We start from the raw sequence: 21088 nt of genomic DNA on the forward strand, positions 1-21088 counted from the left end.
GTGTCTGGCTCCTGATCCGGTGCGGGTGGTCCGCGGATCAGGCTATTCCAGCGGTGCCGGTGAGCGAGATGGGGGCTCAGCCCTTGGGTGCTCGGCGGCTGGCGCTCGGCTCAGCCCTTGGCGACATGCCAGCTGGTCAGGTCGCCCGTGCGGGCGGTCCAGGTCGCGTCCGCGGTCACCAGCACGAGCAGGTTGCCGTATGACGTGACGTCGGCCGGGCCGTTCACCGTGCCGGTGCCCGGGATGCACCCATTGGCGCTCTGCCCCACGCGCGCCACCTGCACTCCGCAGTCGGCCTTGGCCGCGGCGTAGACCGCGCCACCGCTGCTGGCGATGGCGAGGGCGCCGTCGACGGTGCCCTGGTCGCTCCATTGCTGGCCGCCGTTGGTGGTGCGTTTCACCGCGCCGCCCTCGCAGAGCACCGACCCGGTGAGGTCGCTGTCGGAGGCGATGTCGGTCACCCGCTTCGCGCCGCACGGCGCCGAAGTGCGTTGTCCCACAACGACTTTGCTGGTGTCCTTGGTGTCCACCGACCACTGCGGAGCGGTGCCTGCGGAGACCGCGCCATCGTTGTTCACCGACCACGCCTTGGGTGCGCACGAGGCGTCGCCGCCGGCGAGCGTCACGCGATTGTCGGCCGAGCTGAGCGCCGCGATCGACGCCGCCGGCACGGTGACCGGGGTCCACTTCGCGCCGGCGTCCGTCGAGTGCTCCAGGCGCACCGAGCCACCCTGAGCACACCCGCTCGGGCCGGACGCCCGCCAGAACGAGGTCTGGCTCGTGGCCGAGACGGCGAGTCGCGCGGGCCCCGGCATACCTGCGCTGGCGGACGCGGTGGGTGAGCTGGACGGCGACCCGGTGCTGGCACCTGGGGCGGAGTTACCGGTCGGTCCGCCGGCGACGGCGGCATCCGACGGGGCGGCACTTTGCTGGTGCAGGGCGAACCCGACCAGGCCGATGTCGAGGACGACGAGGGCGATCAGTCCCCCGTTCGCGAGTTTCCCGGCCAACCCCAGACTCCCTGCCTCGAACGGTCCGCAACGCCCGTCAGAGTAGCGGCCAGCCGGGAAAACGCTGGGAAGGCACGACGCGGAGGGGAGACAGAACGGCCTTCCCTCGGGAATACTCCGTCCTGCTGGGCTCCCTCCCCGTAGGTGGGGTTGGTGAAAGGGGGTGAGCTCTGCGATGAATTGGGTCACGGGTCGTGGGCGGCGACGGACGCTGCCCGTGGACCGCACACCGTTGCGGGGGCGACATGTCGATGTCGACGCGCGCACTGCCTGGTTGCTGCGAGTCAGCCGGATGGGCTCGCCGCTGGGTGGCACCGGCGACAGCTTCACCGCGCGCTTGGCGGCGGCGGGGTTTTCGACGAGCGGCAGTGTGATCAGCCGCCGGGAGAGCGCGCTCGACGACATCCCCCGGCCGATGATCGGCGCCTACGAGCAGGCGCTCGAGCTGCCGGCCGGGACGCTGCTCGGGCCGATCGCGGCGATGCGGCGCTCGCTCGGAGACGAGCCGCTGCTCGCCCGACCGCCCCATCCGCGCGATCAGGCCTACGCAGTGCTCAGCCGCACCGACGAGCTGATCGCGGCCGGGACGATGACCGGTGCAGACTGGCTCACCTTCGCCGAGGCGGTGATTGCCGCCGACACCGTCTTTTTGCCGCCGTCGGTGATGTCAGGGTGGGTGCGACTGCTCGTCAGCGAACTGATGCGGTCGGTGCGGGTCGGCTATGCCACCCGCCTGGAAACGCTGTCGGTGATGATCAGCAACCCGCATACGCATCGCACGGTGGTCGCGGAGATCACCCGCGCGGCTGGAGCGGAGGGTGCCCAAGGCGTCGCCGACATCATCGCGGTGCTGGGCGATGCGCTGACCGCCACGTCACTCACCCAGATCCTCGACTTCTTCCTGACCGGGACCGCCGCGCAGCGTTGGGGTGCGACCTACGCCCTGCTGCAGCCGATCAGCACCGGCTCGCTCAAGGGCGATCACGTCGACCGGGTGCGGGAGGCGGCGATGCAGTTGGCGAGCACCGACGCACCCGACGCGGTGGCCGCGGCATACAAGGTCGCGCAGCGGATGTCACCGGAGTTGAGCGCGCGGGTGCTTCGGCTGTCCGAGACCGACCCTCCGGCCGAGCCCGCCGGTGCGCGGCTGGAGTCACCGGCTGGGCTGGAGGCTTTCGTGCAGGCCGGCGCCGAGTTGAGCGGCCTCGATGACCAGATGTTCGAGCGGTTGCTGCGGGAGGCGCTGTCGACCGATTTCGTCGAGCGGCGCACTCATTCCTCGATGCTGCTCGCGGTCAGCCCCTATCGGCAGGTCGTCGCCGACGTTGCCGTGGAGCAGCTCGGCAGCGCCGACGCGACGCGCCGCTCGGCGGCCGGTCACCTGTTGAGCTTCGTCGTGACCGCGCAGCAGGCGACGGCCTTGCTGCCGCTGCTCAACTCGCCGGCGCCGGACGTTCGGGCGCACGCCCTGCGCGCCCTCGCCCACGCCGGAGGCGTGCCGGAATCAGTCGACCTGCGCGCTCAGGTCGCCGATCCCGCCACCACCGACGCGGCGATGTATGCCGCGGGCATGAGCGGCTCGGCGCTGCTGGAGGAGCTCGCCGACGACCAGAGCGACGGGATCCGGGCGGCGCGCGCTCGGTGGTGGCAGGCCGCCGGGTCGGCGGTGCACCTATGACCGGCCGGGCACGGATGGCCAGCCGTGTGGTGGCCGGCCGGGCACTGATGGCCAGCCGTGTGGCGGCCGGCCGGGCACGGATGGCCAGCCGTGTGGCGGCCGGCCGCGCGCAGCTATGACCCGAACGGTCGGTCCAGCAGACCGGCCAGCCCGCGCTGCTGCTCGCCGAGATCGGCGTCGAGCACGAGCAGCGCGCCGGTCAGGGCCGGCGTGACCCACTGCAGCGCCCGCATCCGGTCGTGCAGTGTGCGCGCGGTCCGGTCGTCACCGGCCGAGCGCGCCGCGCCCAGCCTGCTGCCCTGTTGGTATGCCGCCGCCGAGCTGCCGACGGCCAGGGCGGTGAGCACGGTCTTGGCGACCACGTCGCCACGGGTGCGCCGATGCCCGAACGCCCGGCGGCGGTTGTCGGCCACGATCGCCAGGCCGCTCGCCAGGTGCGCCGCGATCGCGCTGCCCTGCACCGGACCCCAGCGCTTCCAGCCGGCGGAGGTGACTCGATTGGCCGTTTGCTCGTCACCGGCCGCATGGGCCGCGGGGTTGAGGGCGACCGCTCCCATCAACGACCCGCCGAACCAGGCGGCATTGGTCACCAGATGAGTAGCGCGCACTGTGGTGCTCCAGAACGTCATCCTGCGACGCTACGTTCACCTAGTCGTTCGTCGCGACCGCCTCAAGGGTGGAAACGATGAGTGTGCCGTCCGTCTCCACCATCGAAAGGTCCGCCACATGAGCCGCAAGGTCGTCGCCCACCTGTTCAACTCCGTCAACGGCGTCGTCGAGAGCCCCAACGAATGGCAGTTCGACGCCTTCGGCCCCGAGGAAGGCGAGGCGATGGGCGCGGCGATTGCGCCCGTCACCGATGTCGTCATCGGGCGCAAGCTGTGGCAGGAGTGGAAGGAGTACTGGCCCGGCAACGACGACCCCTTCGCCCAGTGGATCAACCCGGTGCGCAAGCACGTCATCTCCACCACGCTGTCGGGAGACCTGCCGTGGAACAGCACGCTCGTCGAGGGCGACCCGATCGCGTATGTCGCTCGCCTGCGCGAGCAGGAGGGCGGCGACATCAGCGTCGCGGGCGGCATCGAGACAGTGCGGTCGCTGTTCGTCGGCGGCGCCATCGACGAGCTGACGCTGACCACGCATCCCGTCGCGCCCGCACAGGGTCGGCGGCTGTTCGACGAGTCGGTGCCGCTCACTCGGTTGCAGCTGGTGAACTCGCAACCGACCAGCGCCGGCAACGTCATGCTCACCTACGCGCTGCGCCCCACCGAGTGATCGCCCTACACCCGTAGTAGAGGTTTCCGGCTGTTATAGCGCTCCCTTCTGGGCACGAACCCCCGCTACACCCGTAGTAGAGGTTTCCGGCTGCTATAGCGCTCCCTCCGGGGCCGACCCTGCTACACCCGTAGTAGAGGTTTCCGGCTGCTATTGCGCCCGCCGGCGGCGGCCTCGTCCGACCTGGTGGCACCCGTGGCGCGGCGCGCCTTGGGGTGGCGTTGCCGGGCGGCACGGCTCGCACCCGGGAAGGTGAGCTACGGCACCGGATTCCGACGCGGCGGCCGCCCGGCATACCGGCGCTGCTAGCGTCAGAAGGGACATCGTCCGCACGCCTCCCTAGGGGTTTGAACGTGAGCACCACGCCAGTCAAGGTCGCCGTCACCGGCGCCGCCGGTCAGATCGGTTACAGCCTTCTCTTCCGCATCGCGAGCGGTGCCCTGCTCGGTCCGGACACTCCGGTCGAGTTGCGGCTGCTCGAAGTCACCCCCGCGCTGCCCGCGCTTGAGGGTGTCGTGATGGAGCTCGACGACTGCGCGTTCCCGCTGCTGTCGTCGGTCGTCACCGGTGACAACCCCGAGCAGATCTTCGACGGCGCGAATGTCGCCCTCCTCGTCGGCGCCATGCCGCGCAAGGACGGCATGGACCGCGCGGACCTGTTGTCGGCCAACGGCAAGATCTTCACCGGTCAGGGCGCGGCGCTCAACAAGGTCGCCGCCGACGACATCAAGGTGCTCGTCACCGGCAACCCCGCCAACACCAACGCGCTCATCGCGCTCTCCAACGCGCCCGACATCCCCAAGGAGCGCTTCAACGCGCTCACCCGCCTGGACCACAACCGGGCCAAGGGTCAGCTCGCCAAGAAGCTCGAGGTCTCGGTCGATGCGATCAAGGACCTGGCGATCTGGGGCAACCACGACGACTCGATGTACCCCGACCTCTACAACACCAAGGTCGACGGCAAGGTTGCGGCCGATCTGGTCGACGAGGCGTGGATCAAGGACGAGTTCATCCCGACCGTGGCCAAGCGCGGCGGCGCCATCATCAAGGCGCGCGGTGCGTCGTCGGCCGCGTCCGCTGCGGCGGCGACGATCGACCACATGCACGACTGGTATGTCGGCACCGACGAGATCGTCTCGATGTCGGTCCCCTCCGATGGTTCGTATGGCGTGCCCGAGGGCATCGTGTCCTCCTTCCCCTGCCGGGTGAAGAACGGCCAGTGGGAGATCGTGCAGGGTCTGGAGCTGAACGACTTCTCCAAGGAGCGGATCATGGCCTCGGCCAAGCGCCTGGAGGACGAGCGCGACCAGGTCAAGCAGCTCGGCCTCATCTGACCCTCGCGAAACGTCCCTTAAGTTCCGCGAAACGTCACTAGATCCTCACGAAACGTCACTTAAGTTCCGCGAAACGTCACCAGTTCCTCGCGAGACGTCGCTTAAGTTCCGCGAAACGTCACCAGTTCCTCGCGAGACGTCACTCCCGCAGAGCGGCACGTGAGCGGCGAAGGCCCGGCGCAGCACCCGCTGCGCCGGGCCTTCGTCATGCACGCCCCGAAACGTCACTAGATCCTCGCGAAACGTCACTTATCCCCGAGCGGGCAGTATTCGTCGCGCGAGCGGGCACCATTCGTCGCCGCGGAGCGCCGGGGAAACGGTCGCTATAACCGCCCGATTCCTCGACTACGGATGTCGTCCGTGTGAGCGCGTTCCGGCAGCAGCCTGTCGAGTGTCTTCCGTACGCTGACGGGCATGAGCGAACCACGCACCTGGGTGATCGTGGCCTCCCGCGACCACGCGCGCCGCGGTGTCGAAGGCGGCTTCATCATGGCCAACCACGGCAAGCGAGCGCCGGTCGCCAGGATGAGCCTCGGCGATCGAGTCCTCGTCTACTCCCCCACGACCACGTATCCGGAGGGTAAGCCGCTCCGAGCAATCACCATCGTCGGTGAAGTGACTGGCGCGGACGTTGAGCCGAGCACCGTCATCGAAGGTGGCTATCGGCGAGCGGCCATGCTGCGCGAGATTACCCCGATTACGCTTGCGGAGATCCGACACCTGCTGCCGACCTCACGCATCCGCTACGGCTTCTTCGAGCTGCCCACTGACGCAGCCGAAGAGATCTGGTCCATGAGGTGAGTGGCAGCAATTCTGGGGAGCAGTCGACCCGAAGTCCTGACCGACACGCAAAGTGCTAGCCGTTCACGCGGTGATAACTGCCCGCTCGCTCGACGGTGTGGGGGCTGGACTCAGTGACGTCTCGCGACGCATTACTGACGCTTCGTGGGGATTTATTGACGTCTCGCGAGGTATTAGTGACGCTTCGAGAGATATAGTGACGTCTCGCGAGGTATTACTGACGCTTCGGGGGGATTTAGTGACGTTTCGGGGGGATTTAGTGACGTTTCGGGGTTAGAGCTTGACTTCGGAGACCGCGACGAAGACGGCCACGGCCAGCCCTAGGTAGATCACCAGGTCAAGCATTCGCGACCGCAGCGCAACAGCCCCAGCCGATCGACGCGGTATGGCGAGCCGTAACAAGCCCCCCAGCGCGAGGCCGGCGGCGACGACATACCCGCCGAGGCGCACCTGGCCGACCCCGATCAGTGCGACCCCCACCACGGCCGCGCTCGCGATCAGCCACCAGAAGTGGCCGAGTTCTGCCGACTTCACGGATCAACAGTGCGGGCCGTTGCAAGCACGGCCAGCTTCCGCGACGCACCGGTCATTGCCAAACCACCCTCGGTCGCAAGCACGGCCAGCTTCCGCGACGCACCGGCCATTGCCAAACCACCCTCGGTCGCAAGCACGGCCAGCTTCCGCGACGCACCGGCCATTGCCAAACCACCCTCGGTCGCAAGCGCGGCCGGCTGACGCAATCCATGGCTCATCACCGCGACGCCGCCTGCTGCTCGGCGAGGGTGACCAGGTTGGCCATCAGCATCGCGCGGGTCATCGGCCCGACCCCGCCGGGGTTAGGCGTCAGATAACCAGCAACCTCGGCGACTGCCGGATCGACGTCACCGGCGATCTTGCCGTCCACCCGAGACACACCCACATCGAGCACGGCAGCGCCCGGCTTGACCATGTCGCGGGTGATCAGCCCCGGTCGTCCAGCCGCGGAAATCACCACGTCTGCGCCTCGCACATGTGCCGCGAGGTCACGAGTTCCGGTGTGGCACAACGTGGTTGTCGCGTTCTCCGACCGACGCGTCAGCAGCAGCCCGAGCGGACGGCCGACGGTGAGGCCGCGGCCGACGACGACCACCTCAGCCCCGTCGAGCGGGACGTCATACCGCCGCAGCAGCTCGATGCAGCCGATCGGCGTGCACGGCAGCGGGCCGTCTTCGCCGAGGACCAGCTTGCCGAGGTTCATCGGGTGCAGGCCGTCAATGTCCTTGGTGGGCAAAACCCTTGACAGCAAAGCGAATTCGTCGAGCCCCGTCGGCTGCTGCACCAGGAAACCGGTCACCGCAGGGTCGGCGTTGAGCTGGTCGATCACGGCCTCGACCTCGGCCTGAGTCGCGGACGCCGGGAGGTCGTGACGGAACGAATTGATGCCCAGCTCGGCCGTGTCGCGGTGCTTGGCTCCGACATACCACTTGCTCGCCGGGTCGTCACCGACGAGGACGGTCCCGAGCCCGGGCACGACGCCCTGCTCGGCCAGCCGGGCGACGCGCGCCCGCAGCTCGTCCTTGATGGTCGCGAAGACCGCCTTGCCGTCCAGAACCGTCGCCGTCACGCCCCGTATCCTGCCACGGCGGCACTCGAGGTCCGGCTCACAGCCGGCGGATGGGGCGGCTGCTGGCGGGGTCCACTCGAGGGCATACCCGCCAGCCCGAGGCGACCGCACTTTACGAAGATCGCGGCTACCGGCCGACCGAACCCTTCGTCACTACGCCGACGACGCCGAATCCCGTTGCTATGCAAAGGAACTCAGCTGATGGTTCCTCCCCGGCGCCAGTAGCCCATGAAGGACGAGCCCTGCCGATCGATGCCCGCCGCGCGCGCGGAACGACGGATGGTCGCAACCCAGCTCATCTCCCCCGCGACCCACAGGTAGCGCCCCTCACCACTCGTTTCGTCCCACAGCGCTTCCTCGGCGGTGAAGGCCTGCACCGGCCCGCACGGGAACGGCAGGTGATCGAGTGCGCTCTCGCCACGGTCGCGCGCACACCAGCGGACCGTCGTGCCCGAAGGGGCATCCAGAGGCCGTATGTCGTCCGCGCGCGGCACCTCCAGCACGAGCGTCGCAGCGTGGCCGGGTGTGAGCGCAGTCGCGATATTGGCAGCCGCGGGCACCGCAGTCTCGTCGGCGACCACCCACACCTCGCGCGCCGCACCGGGACGCCACGCGACGCCGATCTCGTCGGCCCCCTCGGCTCCGCGCACTGGCGCTACCAGTCCCGCGCGCGTGCCGATCGGCTCGGTCGCGGCGAACGAAGCCGCCGGCCCCTCGCACGGCTCGTGCAGCACGACGTCGATGTCGACCTCGCCCACCTCGCGCCGCACCGCCGCCAGCGTGAAGGTGCGCAGGCTCGGCTGCTGCTGCGCTGGCAGCGCCCGCAGCGCCGCGAACCACTCGTCCTGGCCCAGCACCGCATCCAGGTCACCCCCGAGCAGCAGCTTCACCCGCTGGTCGAGGACCACATCACCGCACTCGCGTAAGTCGTTGCCGGACAACGTGATTCGCAGGTATGACGGACTCCTCACCTCCCGCCGGGCGAGCCGGACATCGAACGGTCGGTAGGCGCTCATCGGTCACCTCGGGTGGCGATCAGGAGCCGGGCGAAGACCGGGGTGCCGATCAAGGCGCACACCAATCCCATCGGCAGTTGGACAGGAGCGAGAACGGCACGACCGACGGTGTCGGCGACCAAGGCCAATAGCCCGCCGAGCAGCGCCGCCAGCACGAGCAGCCCCCGGTGCCGCGCCCCGAGGAGCACGCGGGCAAGGTGCGGTGCGACGAGGCCGACGAAGCCCACCACCCCGACCACGCTGGTCGCGGCCGCGACCAGCACCACCGAGACGACGATCGCGCCGGCGCGCACGCGCATGGTCGAGACACCGAGCAGCGCCGGGGTGTCAGCGTCCAGCTGGATCAGATCCAGTCGGTGGTGCGCCCACACCCCCGCCGCCAACCCGGCGACCGCGATGACGCCGACGACAAGCGCACCGGCCAGGCTCGCGCCATACGTCGAGCCGCCGAGCCAGGTGAGCGCGCGACTCTGATCGGAAGGGTCGGTCCGCGCGATCAGGAAGGTCGTCAGCGCAGTGGTCCCCGCCTGCACGCCGAGACCCACGAGCACGACTCGAGTCGGGTCGAATCCGCTTCTCGCACAAGCGAAAACGATGACAACGGCGCTCGCAGCCGCACCGGTCAAGGCACCCAGCAAGACTGCCCCCGATCCGGCGGTGAACCCCACCAGAGGTCCGCCAACCAGTGCCAGGATGGCGCCCAGACCGGCTCCCGAGCTGACCCCGAGCAGGCCGGGATCAGCCAGCGGATTGCGACTGACCGCCTGCACCAGCGTGCCCGCAACCGCCAGGGCGACGCCTGCGGTCACGGCCGCGACCACGCGCGGCAGCCGAGACTCCACCACGAAGGACACCGACCCCGGCGCGACACCGCGCACCCAGTTGACGAGATCGCCGCCGAGCAGCAGCCCATCGCCGAGGAGCAAGGCACCGGGGATCGCGGCAGCCAGGGCGGCCGCAGTGACGGCGACCACCAGCCGCGGGTGGCGTGCGGTGCGCTCGAGCGTGCGGCCCATGCCCGTCGCGCCGACGTCCGACCGGCCCGAACGCATCCCCCGGGACAGCCCGATCAGCACCACCGCGCCGACGATCGTGGTCACGACGCCCGTCGGTATGTCGACCGCGGCCTGCGCTCCCAGCGTCGCCCGGACCACGAGGTCGGCGACGATGACCACGGCGGCACCGGCGAGCCCACTGGCGGGCACGCGCACCCGGTGCGGGCGCAAGCCGGGATACCGCCGCGCGAGCCCAGTCACCGCCACCGGAGCGCACAACCCGACGAAACCGAGCGGGCCGCACAAGGTCACCGCGACCGCTGACAGCAGCACCGCAACGACCACGAGTGCGCCCTTGGTCCGACCCACCGGCACCCCGAGCGAGGCCGCGGCGTCATCGCCGAGACCGAGCAGATCCAGACGGGGTGCGAGCGCCAGCAGCAGCACCACACCGACGAGGACGAGAGGGACCGGCTGCAGCACGCCCGCCATACCGGATTGGTCCAAACTGCCTGCGCCCCAAGCGAATAGCCCCTGAGTGCGTTGGCTGTCGAGCAGGATCAGCATGCCGGTCACCGATGACAACCCAAGGGTGAGCACCGACCCGGCCAGCACCAATCGCACGGGCGACCGGTCCCCCGCCGCGAGCAGCGCGATCGCCGCCGCGGCAAGGCCGCCGACGAAGGCCAGGCCCATCCCCGCGAAGCCCGCGACCGGCCAGCCGACGATGGCACCGACCGCGAGGGTCAGCGCTGCACCAGCGTTGACCGCCAGCGTGTCCGGGGAGGCGAGCGGGTTGCGGGTGATCGACTGCAACACGCAACCGGCCATCCCGAGACAGATCCCGACCACCAGGGCGGCGGCCAGCCGCGGCAGCCGCCCGTCGAGCACCAGCGCTCGAGCGGACGGGTCACCGGCGAGCGCGTCCCACAGGACGTGGGCACCCGTCGTGCCCTGGGCCAGATGCGCGATGCCGAGCGCCGCGACGATCCCGAGCCCCAGCAGCGCGCCGAGGAGCCGGTGGCGCGCCCGGCTGGGCTGCACCACCGGCACCGCGTGCGTGAGGGTCACGCCGTCGCGAGGTCGGCGACCAATCGGTCGGCCCACTGGCGCACGGAGGCGGGACCGCCATACAGCCAGACGCCGTCGGCGGTGCGCACCACCTGCCCCGACTTGACGAACGGCAGGCCGGTCCACGCGGCGCTCTTGGGCAGCACGGTCTTGACCGGGTCCGATTCGCTGCTGCCCCAGTAGAGGAAGGTCGTGTTGGCCGGCAGGGTGGACAGGCCCTCGAGGTCGCTCGAACCGACGCCCCAGACCGGGTCACCCTTGCCCTTCCACGCGTTGACCAGCCCGAGCCGCTGCGCGACGGCCCCCGGCAGCGACCCGGTCGCGTGCATCCGGAAGTCAACGGTGTTGCCCTGGGCGTTGGGATAGGCGAGCACATAGGGCCGCTTGCCCGCCGGCGTCGCCTGCACCTTGGTGCGCAGCGTGCCGAGATAGGAATTCATGCTCGCCAGCACAGTGTTCGCCTTGTCCTGCTTGCCGAGCAGCGTGGCCACCGCACGGAAGTTCGACTCCATCTTGCCCATCGGATTGCTCGCATCGGCGCCCTTCAGCAGCACGACCGGAGCGATCTGCTTCAGCCGCCCGAGCACATTGGCGGGCACCGACTCCTCGACACCGACGATCACGTCCGGCTTGGCCTTGGCGATCGCCTCCAGGCTCGGCGTCGCACGCAGACCGACATCGATCGGCTGCCCGCTGATCTTGGCCGCGCTGTCCCATCTGCCGAAGCCCTTGACATCGGCCACCCCGACCGGCTGCACGCCGAGGGTGATCGCGTCCTCGGTCTGCGCCCATTCCAGCGTGACGATCCGCTTGGCCGGGGCGTTCAGCGTGACACGCTGCCCTTTGCCATCGGTGACGGTGACCTGGCCGCCCGCACTTTTGCCTCCTTGGTTGACGGCAGTGGCGGTGCTCCCGCATCCGGCGAGCAACGAGGCGACGGCGAGCATGGGCAGAGCGGACTTCAGGGACATAATGACTTCCGTTGTGAGAGAACGAGATTCGGTATGACGTGTGCTTGGCTTGGCGTGAATCAGGCGGTGGCCGTGAGCGCGCGCAGGTGCCCGAAGGCATCCACCCGCAAACGTCCGTCGGCGGTGTGTCCGGTGGACACCGGCACGCCGAAGGCATCGCTCAGCCGGCCGGCGGTCAGCACCTGCGCGGGCGTGCCGTCGGCGACGACCTCGCCGTCGACCAGCAGCACGACCCGGTCGGCGATGGCCGCGGCGTGGTTGAGGTCGTGCAGGACGACACCGACCGCCGCGCCATCGGTGGCGAGGGCGCGCAGGAGTTCCAGCACGGCGACTTGGTGACGCAGATCGAGGTGGTTGGTGGGTTCGTCGAGCAGCAGCACCGGGGTGTCCTGGGCGAGGCAGGCGGCGAGCCAGACGCGCTGGACCTGGCCGCCGGACAGCGCGTCCACCGCACGGTCGGCGAGCTCGGTCAGCCCGCAGGTCGCCAGGGCCCGATCCACCGCCGCGGCGCCATCGTCGTCCCGCCCGGTGAACCGCTGCCGATGCGGGTAGCGGCCGAAACCGACCGCATCGCGCACCGTGACGCCGGCCGGCACCGGTCGCTGCTGGCACAGCATGGCGATGCGGCGGGCCACCTCGCGCGAGGACAAGTCGGCCGCGTCGGTCGAGCCGTCGTCGGCGACGAACTGCACCGTGCCCCCCGAGAGCGGGTGCAGCCGAGCAATGCCGCGCAGCAAGGTGGACTTGCCGCTGCCGTTCGGCCCGACCAGCGCCGTGACCTCGCCGGGCCGCAGGTCCAGGCCGGCGCCGCGCACGACATCGGTGCGACCGTGGGCGAGCTGCAGGTCGCTGGCAGTGACGGAGGTCGGGCTCATGCGACCAACGTTAGGCAAGCCTTACCTAATCGTGCAACCCGGGTCCGACATCGGCGTGTCCGCAGCAACGCGCCACGGCACGTGCGCAGACGCGGACACCCACGCACCCGCCATACCGAGTGTCCGCAGATCCGCCCCACCGCTCGTGCGCACACGCGGACACCCGCGCGCCCGCCTCTTCGACTCAGCGCCGGCGCGCCGCCACACCCGCACCCATCGCCGCCAGCAGCGTGATGCCCAACCCGAGCACCAACTGCGCGCTCACGTCACCGCGGGTCACCGGGTCGAGCAGATCGAGGCACAGAGCCGCCAGCAACTGCCCCGCCACCGACAGCAGCCCGAAGAGCAGCACTCCGGTGTGCCGCACCGCCCACGCCGTGATCGCGATGAAGACGATGCCGACGAGACCACCCCACCAGGCCCACCACGGCACGCCGGTCGGCGGGCCCCACCCGGCCGTTCCCGTCCGCGCCAGGATCACCGCGCTCATCACCAGCAGCGCGATCGTGCCGACGAAGAAGTTTTGCCAGGTGGTCGCCATCGGGCTGCCGTTGGCGACCGAGACCCGCGCGTTGGTCGCCTGCTGGCCGGCCATCAGCGCACCGGCCGCGAACGCCGCGAGCGCCGGCCAGACCGCGAACGACCCACCACTGCGATGCGCCGTCGCCGACACGACCACACCGACGACCGCCACCACCGCCGCGACCACCCGGGACACCGTCACCGCCTGTATGCCGGCCGGGCCGAGTCCCAGCCGATCGACCAGCAGCGCGTTGAGCGTCTGCCCACCGACCACGCCGACGCTGAAGATTGCCACCCCGACGATCGGCACCGACCAGGACTGCACCGCGACCAGGATCGCCCCGGCGATGCCGCCGATGCACTGCCACCAGCGCAACCGGCCCTCGCGCAGCGCATCGCGGATGCCGAACCATCCGGCCCGCATCGAGCGCGAGACCAGCAAGCCGAGGGTGAGCACGATCAGGCCCGAGCCGAAGCTCCACAGCGCCGCCACGATCCACTGCCCCGAATGCGCGGCCACCGCGCCGTTCATGCGTGACTGCAGCGACAAGCCGACGCCGGCGGCGAAGGCGCCCACCATTGCGAGCAGGTGATGCCGCGAGTCGCCGACCGTGGCCGGCGGCGAAGCCTCAGTGGGCAAAATGCCGGGTTCCGGTGAAGTACATCGTCACGCCCGCCTCTTGCGCCGCGGCGATGACCTCCTCGTCCCGCTTGGACCCGCCCGGCGCCACGACCGCCTTCACCCCGGCGTCGATCAGCACCTGCAACCCGTCGGCGAAGGGGAAGAACGCGTCCGACGCCGCGACCGCACCGCGCGCCCGCTCCTCGCCCGCACGCTGCACCGCGAGCCGGCTGGAGTCGACCCGGTTCACCTGGCCCATGCCGACACCGACCGACGCGCCACCGCGCGCGAGCAGGATCGCGTTGGACTTCACCGCACGCACCGCCCGCCAGGCGAACTGCAGGTCGGCCAGCGTCGGCTCGTCGGCCGGGTCGCCACTCACCAGCCGCCAGTTGGCCGCGTCGTCGCCACCGACGATCTCGCCCGCCTCGCCGCGCACCACCGCGTCGAGTGCGTCGCCTTCCTGCATCAACAGGCCGCCGGAGATCTGCCGCCGCTCCATCGCCGGTTGGCGGTCGCCGACCTTGAGCAGCCGGATGTTCTTGCGCTGGGTGAGCACGTCGAGCGCGTCGGCCTCGAAGTCGGGCGCCACGATCACCTCGGTCAGGATCCCCTTGAGGCCTTCGGCGAGCTCGCGGGTCACCGGCCGGTTGGCGGCGATCACCCCGCCGTATGCCGACACCGGGTCGCACTCGTGCGCCTTGCGGTGGGCCTCGGCGATGTCGGCGCCGACGGCGATGCCGCACGGGTTGGCGTGCTTGATGATCGCCACCGTCGGCTGGTCGCCGTGGTCGTATGCCGCCCGGTGGGCCGCGTCCGCGTCGACATAGTTGTTGAAGCTCATCGCCTTGCCGTGCAACAGCTCGCCCTGCGCCAGACCGTCGCCGTCGGGGCGAAAACCGTTGTCGTACAACGCAGCCGACTGATGCGGGTTCTCGCCATAGCGCAGCGTCTCCCGCTTGGTCCAGGTGGCACCCATCCACGCCGGGTAGCCCTGACCATCGGAGGTGTCGACCAGCACGTTGCCCATCCAGGAGGCGACGTGGACGTCATATGTCGCGGTGTGAACGAACGCCTCGGCGGCCAGCCGCTGCCGCTGCTCGAGGGTGAACCCGCCGGCGCGCACGGCGGCGAGCACGTCGTCATACGTCGAGGGATCGGTGACGATCGCGACGGTGGGGTGATTCTTCGCGGCCGCCCGCACCATCGAGGGACCGCCGATGTCGATCTGCTCGACGCACTCGTCGGCGGACGCGCCGGACAGCACCGTCTCGGTGAAGGGATAGAGGTTGGACACGACCAGGTCGAACGGCTCGACGCCGAGGTCGGCGAGCTGCTGCACGTGCGTGTCTTTGCGCGAGTCGGCCAGGATGCCGGCGTGCACCCGCGGGTGCAGCGTTTTGACCCGCCCGTCGAGGCATTCGGGGAAGCCGGTGAGGTCCTCGACCTTGGTGACCGGCAGGCCGAGCGACTCGATGAGCGCGGCCGAGCCACCGGTGGAGACCAACTCGACGCCGGCGTCGTGCAGCCCGCGCGCCAACTCCTCCAGGCCGGTCTTGTCGTAGACCGAGATGAGTGCGCGCTTGATCGGACGCTGCTGGGACATGAATGCTCCCTCGTGGGTCGTAGCGAAGTCCGAGGCGCACCCAGGCGGGCGATGCGCGTCGATGCGGTTCACTTCCCGGTGGTGGTCCACCTGCGCCAGTCGTGTGCCGCCGAGCTTATCGGCGCGCGGGTCGGCGGCTCTAACCGGACAGGTCGGCCAGGAAGGAATGCTGCCCATCGTCGAACCGGTTGTCGCACGCGGTGACCGCAGCCTTGGTGTTCGCGCCCTCGAGGCAGTCGCGATAGGGCGCCGCCGCACCCCAGAAGATGTACGGCAGCGCGAGGCTGACGCCGAGCATCGCGGTGATCGCCATTCCGCTGATCGTCCACCAGCGCGCGTTGCGCGGGGCGCTCGCCTCTCGCAGCGCGCCATAGCACCGGGCCGATGCGACGAGCGAGGCGGTGAGCGGCAGGAAGGCCACCGCATTGAACGGCACCGGCATGAACGACGCGAGGAACGCGAGCAGCAAATACCCGGTCGCGCGGCGGGACTGGCGGAAGGCGTCCTGCGCCTGCTCCGGGGGCATCGGGGTGTCCATCGTGGCTCACGCTAGCGTGAGCCACCGTGAGCTCCCCCGCCCCCGTCGTCGTGCTGCTGTCCGGAGCCGGTTCGCTGTGCCAGGCCCTTATCGACGCCAGCGCGGATCCGGCGTATGGCGTCCGCGTGGTCGCCGTGGGAGCCGACCGCGCGGGGGTCGAAGGGCTCGCGCGAGCCGAGCGGGCCGGCATACCGACCTTCGTATGCCGGGTGCGCGACTTCCCCGACCGGGCCGCCTGGGATGCCGCCCTCACCGAGCAGGTCGCGTCCTTCCAGCCGGAGCTGGTGGTGTCGGCGGGGTTCTTGAAGCTGGTGGGCGAGACCTTCCTGGACCGGTTCGGCGGGCGCTATCTCAACAGCCACAACGCCCTGCTGCCGAGTTTTCCGGGGATCCATGGCCCGGCCGACGCGCTCGCGTATGGCGTGAAGATCACCGGCGCGACGCTCTTCGTGGTGGACCGCGGCGTCGACACCGGCGCGATCATCGCCCAGGCCGCGGTGCCCGTGCTCGATGACGACACCGTCGACTCGCTGACCGAGCGGATCAAGTCGGTCGAGCGGCCGCAGCTCGTGGAGTATGTCGGCCGACTGGCTCGCGAGGGCTATCGCCTCGAGGGCCGGCGGGTGCTCATCGGCCCCTGACCGCCACACCGCGGCGGGAGCGACACCCGTAGTAAGGGGATCCGGTCGCTATAACCGCCACATTCCCCTACTACCGCTGTAGAGAGAGCCGACACCCGTGGTAAGGGGATGCGGTCGCTATAACCGCCAGATTCCCCTACTACCGCTGTAGCAGAGGGTGTCGTCAGTCGCCGCGCGGAAGCTCGATGACCGACCCGCGCACCGCGCGCGGCGCCCCGTCGTGCGGCGCGCGCTGCGGAGTGGCGTAATCACCGTCCATGGCCATCAGGAAGTCGTCACGGTCGGCGTCGCTGGGGTCGGGATCCCCGGCATACCGCGTGAGCACGTCGGCGACCTGCCGCACCGAGTCGGTGAGGGTGGCCAGGCCGAGGTCGAGCCCGGCCGCGACCCGCGCGGCCTGGTCGACGTGGTCGGCCGGCAGGTGGGTGATCGTCGCGGCGGCGACGCCGGAGACGGTGGCGCGGCAGCGTTCGAGGGGTCGGACCTGGGCCGAGAGTGACTCGGCGATTCCGCGCAGAACTGACGCCGGATCGGGTCCGGCGTCCGTCACGTGCTCTCCTCCTCGGTCATCCCGGCGAGCCTACGCACCTGAACGACCAGTCCCTCGGCTTCGGCGGACAGAGCTTCGAGCGCCTTGGCCGTCGCTGCTGCGACCGACGGATCATCGATGGTGGCGGCACGCTCGCGCTGATCGCGCAGGTCGCGACTCAACTGCTCCAGCGAGCCCGCGGCTCGTGAGGCCAAGTGCGATTGCGCTGCCAGTTCGGCACTGTCACCGACGTGATCGTCGTCCGACCGCGTCATCCGGACCGCCTCCTTGCGTCGAGGTCCGACCCACTCAACGACGATAGGTCACCGAGGCGACCAGATCGGCCAACCGACCCGACGTTGTGCAATGCGATCCGTCCACGCGCACGATGGTGCCCGCCGGGCCAGGCCGGTCAGGCCCGGCCTACCGCCTTAGTCGCGGCGGACGAGCCCTCCACGGCGGGCAGTCGCCCAGTGGGCGCCAGCGATCGCGACGAGCACGCCGGCGCCAAACTCCAGCGCTAGCAACGGAATCGACCACCAGGACGCACCAACCGCGGCCAGTCGCCCGGGGGCGACACCCATCCGCGACAGCCACAGCGTGAGCACCGCGCCGGCCACCAGGACGCCGATGGCCGCCGCTCCGGATTGCAGCTTGGACCGCAGCGGGCTGAGGGCTGCGAAGCGGGCGGCGACGCGATGTCCGACGAAGCCCCCGACGATGAGTGGCAGCAGCGGCATCAGGGCGGCCCAGCCGGGCAGGGCGCCGGCTTCGGGGAGGGCACCGAGCAGCGGAATGGTCGGCAGCGCTCCCGGCTCCACGCTGCTGGTCGAGATGGCCGCACTGCCCACGTGGACCGGCGCGCCGGTGGCCCAGAGGGCGGAGTGGACGATCAGGTTGGGCACCGCGCTGAGCTGACCGAGCCACAGCAGGGCTGTGCCCGAACCGGAGGTGTCCAACAGCCGCGATACCGCGCTGATGCGGTCGAGATGCATCAGGACCGAGCCGAGCAGGACCAGCAGCCCGAGTCCGGCGAGCGCGGCCGCGCCTTCGGCGGCCGGGCGCAGCGCGCGTCGCAAGGGCACCCCACCCCGGTCGATCAGCCGGTCGATGATCGCCCGCAGCGGGTGCTCGCCGTCGCGAGCCAGCGCCCAGCCCGCTCCGAGGGCCACCACGAGCAGCGGCCCGGCCAGCACCGACCACCCGGCGAGCGGGGCCGGACCGGCCTGCGAGAGCGCGGCGAGCGCGAAGCCGGCCACGACATACCCACCGGCGAAGACCGCCCACGGCCGCCACCAGGTGCGCTCGTCGGGTGTGTCGTCGAGCTGGGCCAGCACGCCACGGGCCGCGACCCGCACCAGCACGACCGCGAGCGCGGTCATCAGCAGCGGCGAGAAGGTCACCGCTGAGATCGCGTTGGTCGGCACGCTCACCCGGCCGTGATGCACCAGCCCCCAGAGGCTGGCCGCCAGTGCCAGGCAGTCGGTCCACGAGGTCGAGCTGCGCGGGTCGAGCGTCCAGGCGGCGAGCACGGGGACCAGCAGGACCAAATAGCCCGCTGCGGCGGCCATCACGCCATACCCCGCCGCGGTCAGCAAGACCGCGCGATCGGGGCCGGACGAGGGGCCGGAAGCGGACGTCGGTGTGATGCGCTCGAGCAGACTCATGAGGGCTCCATGGTCACCCGCGCCCCAGCGATCACTCGCGCACCACGCCGGAGGTATGACGAAAGCGCGACGGGTGGTCACCTCGTGAGGCGACCACCCGTCATACGACTGCTGGGGTTACTGCGGGAGGGAGGAGATGATCTCGCGCATCAGCGCGGCGGTCTCGGACGGCGTCTTGCCGACCTTGACCCCGGCCGCCTCGAGGGCTTCCTTCTTGGCCGCGGCCGTGCCGGACGAGCCGGAGACGATCGCACCCGCGTGGCCCATCGTCTTGCCCTCCGGAGCGGTGAACCCGGCGACATAGCCGACGACCGGCTTGGTCACGTGCTCCTTGATGTATGCCGCGGCCCGCTCCTCGGCGTCCCCGCCGATCTCACCGATCATGACGATCGCCTTGGTGTCCGGGTCCGCCTCGAACGCCTCAAGAGCGTCGATGTGCGTGGTGCCGATCACCGGGTCGCCGCCGATGCCGATCGCGGTGGTGAAACCGAAGTCACGCAGTTCATACATCATCTGGTAGGTCAGCGTGCCCGACTTGGAGACCAGCCCGATCGGGCCCTTGCCGGCGATCGTGTGCGGGGTGATGCCCGCGAGCGACTCCTCCGGGGTGATGATGCCGGGGCAGTTCGGACCGATGATCCGCGTCTGCTTGCCGATCGAGTAGTTGTAGAACTCGGCGGTGTCCTTCACCGGGATGCCCTCGGTGATGACGACCAGCAGCGGGATCTGCGCGTCGATCGCCTCGACCGCGGCGTCCTTGGCGAACTGCGGCGGCACGAAGGCCACCGACACATTCGCGCCGGTCGCCTCCATCGCCTCCTTGACCGTGCCGAAGACCGGCAACTCCTTGCCACCGATCTCGGCCGTGGTGCCGGCCTTGCGAGCGTTGACGCCGCCGACGATATTCGACCCCGCCTCGAGCATCAGCGCGGTGTGCTTGGAGCCCATCCCGCCGGTCATGCCCTGGACGATGATCTTGCTGTCAGCGTTCAAAAAGATTGACATTATTGATGATTCCCTCGTTCGTCAGCTGTCAGCGGGTCACTTCGTGCGGGCAAGTTCAGCAGCCTTGGCCGCCGCCCCGTCCATCGTGTCGACCTGGGTCACGAGCGGGTGGTTCAGCTCGTTGAGGATGGCCCGGCCCTCGTTGACGTTGTTGCCGTCGAGGCGCACGACCAGCGGCTTGGTGGCGTTGTCGCCGAGGATCTCCAGCGCGCCCTTGATGCCGTTGGCGACCTCGTCGCACGCGGTGATGCCACCGAAGACGTTGACGAACACCGCACGCACCTGATCGTCACCGAGGATGACGTCCAGACCGTCAGCCATCACCTGGGCGTTGGCGCCGCCGCCGATGTCGAGGAAGTTGGCGGGCTTGACGCCATACTGCTCGCCCGCGTAGGCGACCACATCGAGGGTGGACATGACCAGGCCCGCCCCGTTGCCGATGATGCCGACCTCGCCGTCGAGCTTGACGTAGTTGAGGTGCTTCTCCTTGGCCTTGGCCTCCAGCGGGTCGGCGGCGGCCTTGTCCTCCAGCGCTGCGTGGTCGGGGTGGCGGAAGTCGGCATTGCCGTCCAGCGTCACCTTGCCGTCGAGGGCGATGATCTGCCCGTCGCCGGTCTTGACCAGCGGGTTGACCTCGACCAGCGTGGCGTCCTCGTCGCGGTAGACCTCCCACAACTTCTGCAGCACCGGCACGATCTTGGCGCCGGTCTCGGCGTCGAAGCCGGCCTGCTCGACGATCTGCTTCGCCTTGGCCTCATCGACACCGACATTCGGGTCGACCTCGACGCGCGCGAGCGCCTCGGGCCGCTCGACCGCGAGCTGCTCGATCTCGACGCCGCCCTCCTTGCTGCACATCGCGAGGTAGCGGCGGTTGGTGCGGTCGAGCAGGATCGAGAAGTAGTACTCCTCGGCGATGTCGGCGCCCTGGGCGATCATCACGGTGCCGACGGTGTGGCCCTTGATGTCCATGCCGAGGATCTGCTCGGCATACTGCTGCGCCTCGTCGGGGGTTTTGGCGACCTTCACGCCGCCGGCCTTGCCGCGGCCGCCGGTCTTGACCTGGGCCTTCACGACGGTGACTCCGCCGCCCCCGATCTCCTCAGCTGCGGCCCGGGCGTCCTGCGGCGTCGTGGCGGTCTTGCCAGCCAGCACCGGGACGCCGTGCGCCTCGAACATGTCGCGCGCCTGGTATTCGAAAAGATCCACGCGGAATCCATCCTCGTCCTCGAAGGGATTGTCCGCACCGAAGACTAGACCCGCGCCGTTCCGCGCCGAGTGGCGGGCAGGCCGCCTACCGTGACGAGCTGCGCGGTATGCCGATCAGCTCGC

At 70.0% G+C, this 21088-nt stretch carries 22 protein-coding genes and 1 riboswitch; of the genes, 5 read left to right on the plus strand and 17 right to left on the minus strand.

What is annotated here, in order from left to right:
- Positions 1–110 precede the first annotated feature (110 nt).
- Entirely contained in the window at positions 111–1010 is a 900-nt protein-coding gene (locus G9U51_RS12470) for a hypothetical protein (RefSeq protein WP_166197260.1), read from the minus strand.
- Between the two features lie 217 nt (positions 1011–1227).
- On the opposite strand from G9U51_RS12470, the gene G9U51_RS12475 reads away from it, so the two are divergent.
- A complete protein-coding gene (locus tag G9U51_RS12475; protein WP_166197261.1) occupies positions 1228–2688 on the plus strand; it encodes a hypothetical protein in 1461 nt (486 codons plus the stop codon).
- 113 nt (positions 2689–2801) lie between these two features.
- Here the strand turns inward: G9U51_RS12475 and G9U51_RS12480 are convergent, their stop codons facing one another.
- Positions 2802–3317 (minus strand): hypothetical protein, encoded by a 516-nt coding sequence (locus G9U51_RS12480; RefSeq protein WP_166197262.1) that lies wholly within the window; start codon positions 3315–3317, stop codon positions 2802–2804.
- Between the two features lie 97 nt (positions 3318–3414).
- Here G9U51_RS12480 and G9U51_RS12485 point away from each other — a divergent pair, with 97 nt between their 5' ends.
- From G9U51_RS12485 to G9U51_RS12495, 3 genes are all read left to right on the plus strand, one after another.
- Positions 3415–3963, plus strand: coding sequence for a dihydrofolate reductase family protein (locus G9U51_RS12485; RefSeq protein ID WP_166197263.1), 549 nt, complete (start codon positions 3415–3417; stop codon positions 3961–3963).
- 353 nt (positions 3964–4316) lie between these two features.
- Positions 4317–5297, plus strand: coding sequence for a malate dehydrogenase (locus G9U51_RS12490; protein ID WP_166197264.1), 981 nt, complete (start codon positions 4317–4319; stop codon positions 5295–5297).
- Between the two features lie 414 nt (positions 5298–5711).
- Positions 5712–6098 carry an EVE domain-containing protein gene (locus G9U51_RS12495; protein WP_166197265.1) on the plus strand — a complete coding sequence of 129 codons (387 nt, stop codon included), beginning with the start codon at positions 5712–5714 and terminating at the stop codon, positions 6096–6098.
- A 273-nt stretch (positions 6099–6371) separates the two neighbouring features.
- Here the strand turns inward: G9U51_RS12495 and G9U51_RS12500 are convergent, their stop codons facing one another.
- The 10 genes from G9U51_RS12500 to G9U51_RS12545 form a co-directional block, all read right to left on the minus strand.
- The gene (locus G9U51_RS12500) at positions 6372–6632 is read right to left on the minus strand and encodes a DUF3017 domain-containing protein (protein ID WP_166197266.1); all 261 of its coding nucleotides are present in this window, start codon (positions 6630–6632) and stop codon (positions 6372–6374) included.
- Positions 6629–6850 carry a hypothetical protein gene (locus tag G9U51_RS12505; RefSeq protein ID WP_166197267.1) on the minus strand — a complete coding sequence of 74 codons (222 nt, stop codon included), beginning with the start codon at positions 6848–6850 and terminating at the stop codon, positions 6629–6631. Before G9U51_RS12505 ends, G9U51_RS12500 begins: the two co-directional genes overlap by 4 nt.
- On the minus strand, positions 6850–7701 hold the full coding sequence (locus G9U51_RS12510; protein WP_166197268.1) for a bifunctional methylenetetrahydrofolate dehydrogenase/methenyltetrahydrofolate cyclohydrolase: 852 nt from the start codon (positions 7699–7701) through the stop codon (positions 6850–6852). Before G9U51_RS12510 ends, G9U51_RS12505 begins: the two co-directional genes overlap by 1 nt.
- A 194-nt stretch (positions 7702–7895) precedes the next feature.
- A complete protein-coding gene (locus G9U51_RS12515) occupies positions 7896–8717 on the minus strand; it encodes a siderophore-interacting protein (protein WP_166197269.1) in 822 nt (273 codons plus the stop codon).
- Positions 8714–10783: an iron ABC transporter permease gene (locus tag G9U51_RS12520; RefSeq protein ID WP_166197270.1), complete on the minus strand. Its 2070-nt coding sequence runs from the start codon at positions 10781–10783 to the stop codon at positions 8714–8716. The genes G9U51_RS12515 and G9U51_RS12520 overlap by 4 nt, the downstream gene beginning before the upstream one ends.
- Positions 10780–11754 carry an ABC transporter substrate-binding protein gene (locus G9U51_RS12525; protein WP_166197271.1) on the minus strand — a complete coding sequence of 325 codons (975 nt, stop codon included), beginning with the start codon at positions 11752–11754 and terminating at the stop codon, positions 10780–10782. Before G9U51_RS12525 ends, G9U51_RS12520 begins: the two co-directional genes overlap by 4 nt.
- Before the next feature lie 59 nt (positions 11755–11813).
- Positions 11814–12629: an ABC transporter ATP-binding protein gene (locus G9U51_RS12530; RefSeq protein WP_166197272.1), complete on the minus strand. Its 816-nt coding sequence runs from the start codon at positions 12627–12629 to the stop codon at positions 11814–11816.
- 184 nt (positions 12630–12813) lie between these two features.
- Positions 12814–13731, minus strand: coding sequence for a DMT family transporter (locus G9U51_RS12535; protein WP_166197273.1), 918 nt, complete (start codon positions 13729–13731; stop codon positions 12814–12816).
- 49 nt (positions 13732–13780) lie between these two features.
- Positions 13781–15379 (minus strand): bifunctional phosphoribosylaminoimidazolecarboxamide formyltransferase/IMP cyclohydrolase, encoded by a 1599-nt coding sequence (gene purH / locus G9U51_RS12540; protein ID WP_166197274.1) that lies wholly within the window; start codon positions 15377–15379, stop codon positions 13781–13783.
- A gap of 31 nt (positions 15380–15410) precedes the next feature.
- Positions 15411–15492: riboswitch (ZMP/ZTP riboswitch) on the minus strand.
- Positions 15493–15518: 26 nt separating this feature from the next.
- A complete protein-coding gene (locus G9U51_RS12545; RefSeq protein WP_166197275.1) occupies positions 15519–15917 on the minus strand; it encodes a hypothetical protein in 399 nt (132 codons plus the stop codon).
- A 26-nt stretch (positions 15918–15943) separates the two neighbouring features.
- On the opposite strand from G9U51_RS12545, the gene purN reads away from it, so the two are divergent.
- A complete protein-coding gene (gene purN / locus G9U51_RS12550; RefSeq protein WP_166197276.1) occupies positions 15944–16558 on the plus strand; it encodes a phosphoribosylglycinamide formyltransferase in 615 nt (204 codons plus the stop codon).
- A gap of 163 nt (positions 16559–16721) precedes the next feature.
- Here purN and G9U51_RS12555 read toward each other — a convergent pair whose 3' ends face one another.
- The 5 genes from G9U51_RS12555 to sucC all read right to left on the minus strand — a co-directional run bounded on the left by G9U51_RS12555 (position 16722) and on the right by sucC (position 20965).
- Positions 16722–17108 carry a hypothetical protein gene (locus G9U51_RS12555; RefSeq protein WP_166197277.1) on the minus strand — a complete coding sequence of 129 codons (387 nt, stop codon included), beginning with the start codon at positions 17106–17108 and terminating at the stop codon, positions 16722–16724.
- Complete coding sequence (locus G9U51_RS12560; RefSeq protein WP_166197278.1) at positions 17105–17362, minus strand: hypothetical protein; 258 nt, start codon at positions 17360–17362, stop codon at positions 17105–17107. The genes G9U51_RS12555 and G9U51_RS12560 overlap by 4 nt, the downstream gene beginning before the upstream one ends.
- A 156-nt stretch (positions 17363–17518) precedes the next feature.
- Positions 17519–18754: a cell division protein PerM gene (locus G9U51_RS12565; RefSeq protein WP_166197279.1), complete on the minus strand. Its 1236-nt coding sequence runs from the start codon at positions 18752–18754 to the stop codon at positions 17519–17521.
- A 117-nt stretch (positions 18755–18871) separates the two neighbouring features.
- Positions 18872–19759 (minus strand): succinate--CoA ligase subunit alpha, encoded by an 888-nt coding sequence (gene sucD, locus G9U51_RS12570; RefSeq protein ID WP_166197280.1) that lies wholly within the window; start codon positions 19757–19759, stop codon positions 18872–18874.
- A 36-nt stretch (positions 19760–19795) separates the two neighbouring features.
- Positions 19796–20965, minus strand: coding sequence for an ADP-forming succinate--CoA ligase subunit beta (gene sucC, locus G9U51_RS12575; RefSeq protein ID WP_166197281.1), 1170 nt, complete (start codon positions 20963–20965; stop codon positions 19796–19798).
- Positions 20966–21088 lie beyond the last annotated feature (123 nt).

The organism is Metallococcus carri (assembly GCF_011440275.1).
In the GTDB taxonomy this organism is placed as follows: Bacteria; Actinomycetota; Actinomycetes; order Actinomycetales; family Dermatophilaceae; genus Metallococcus; species Metallococcus carri.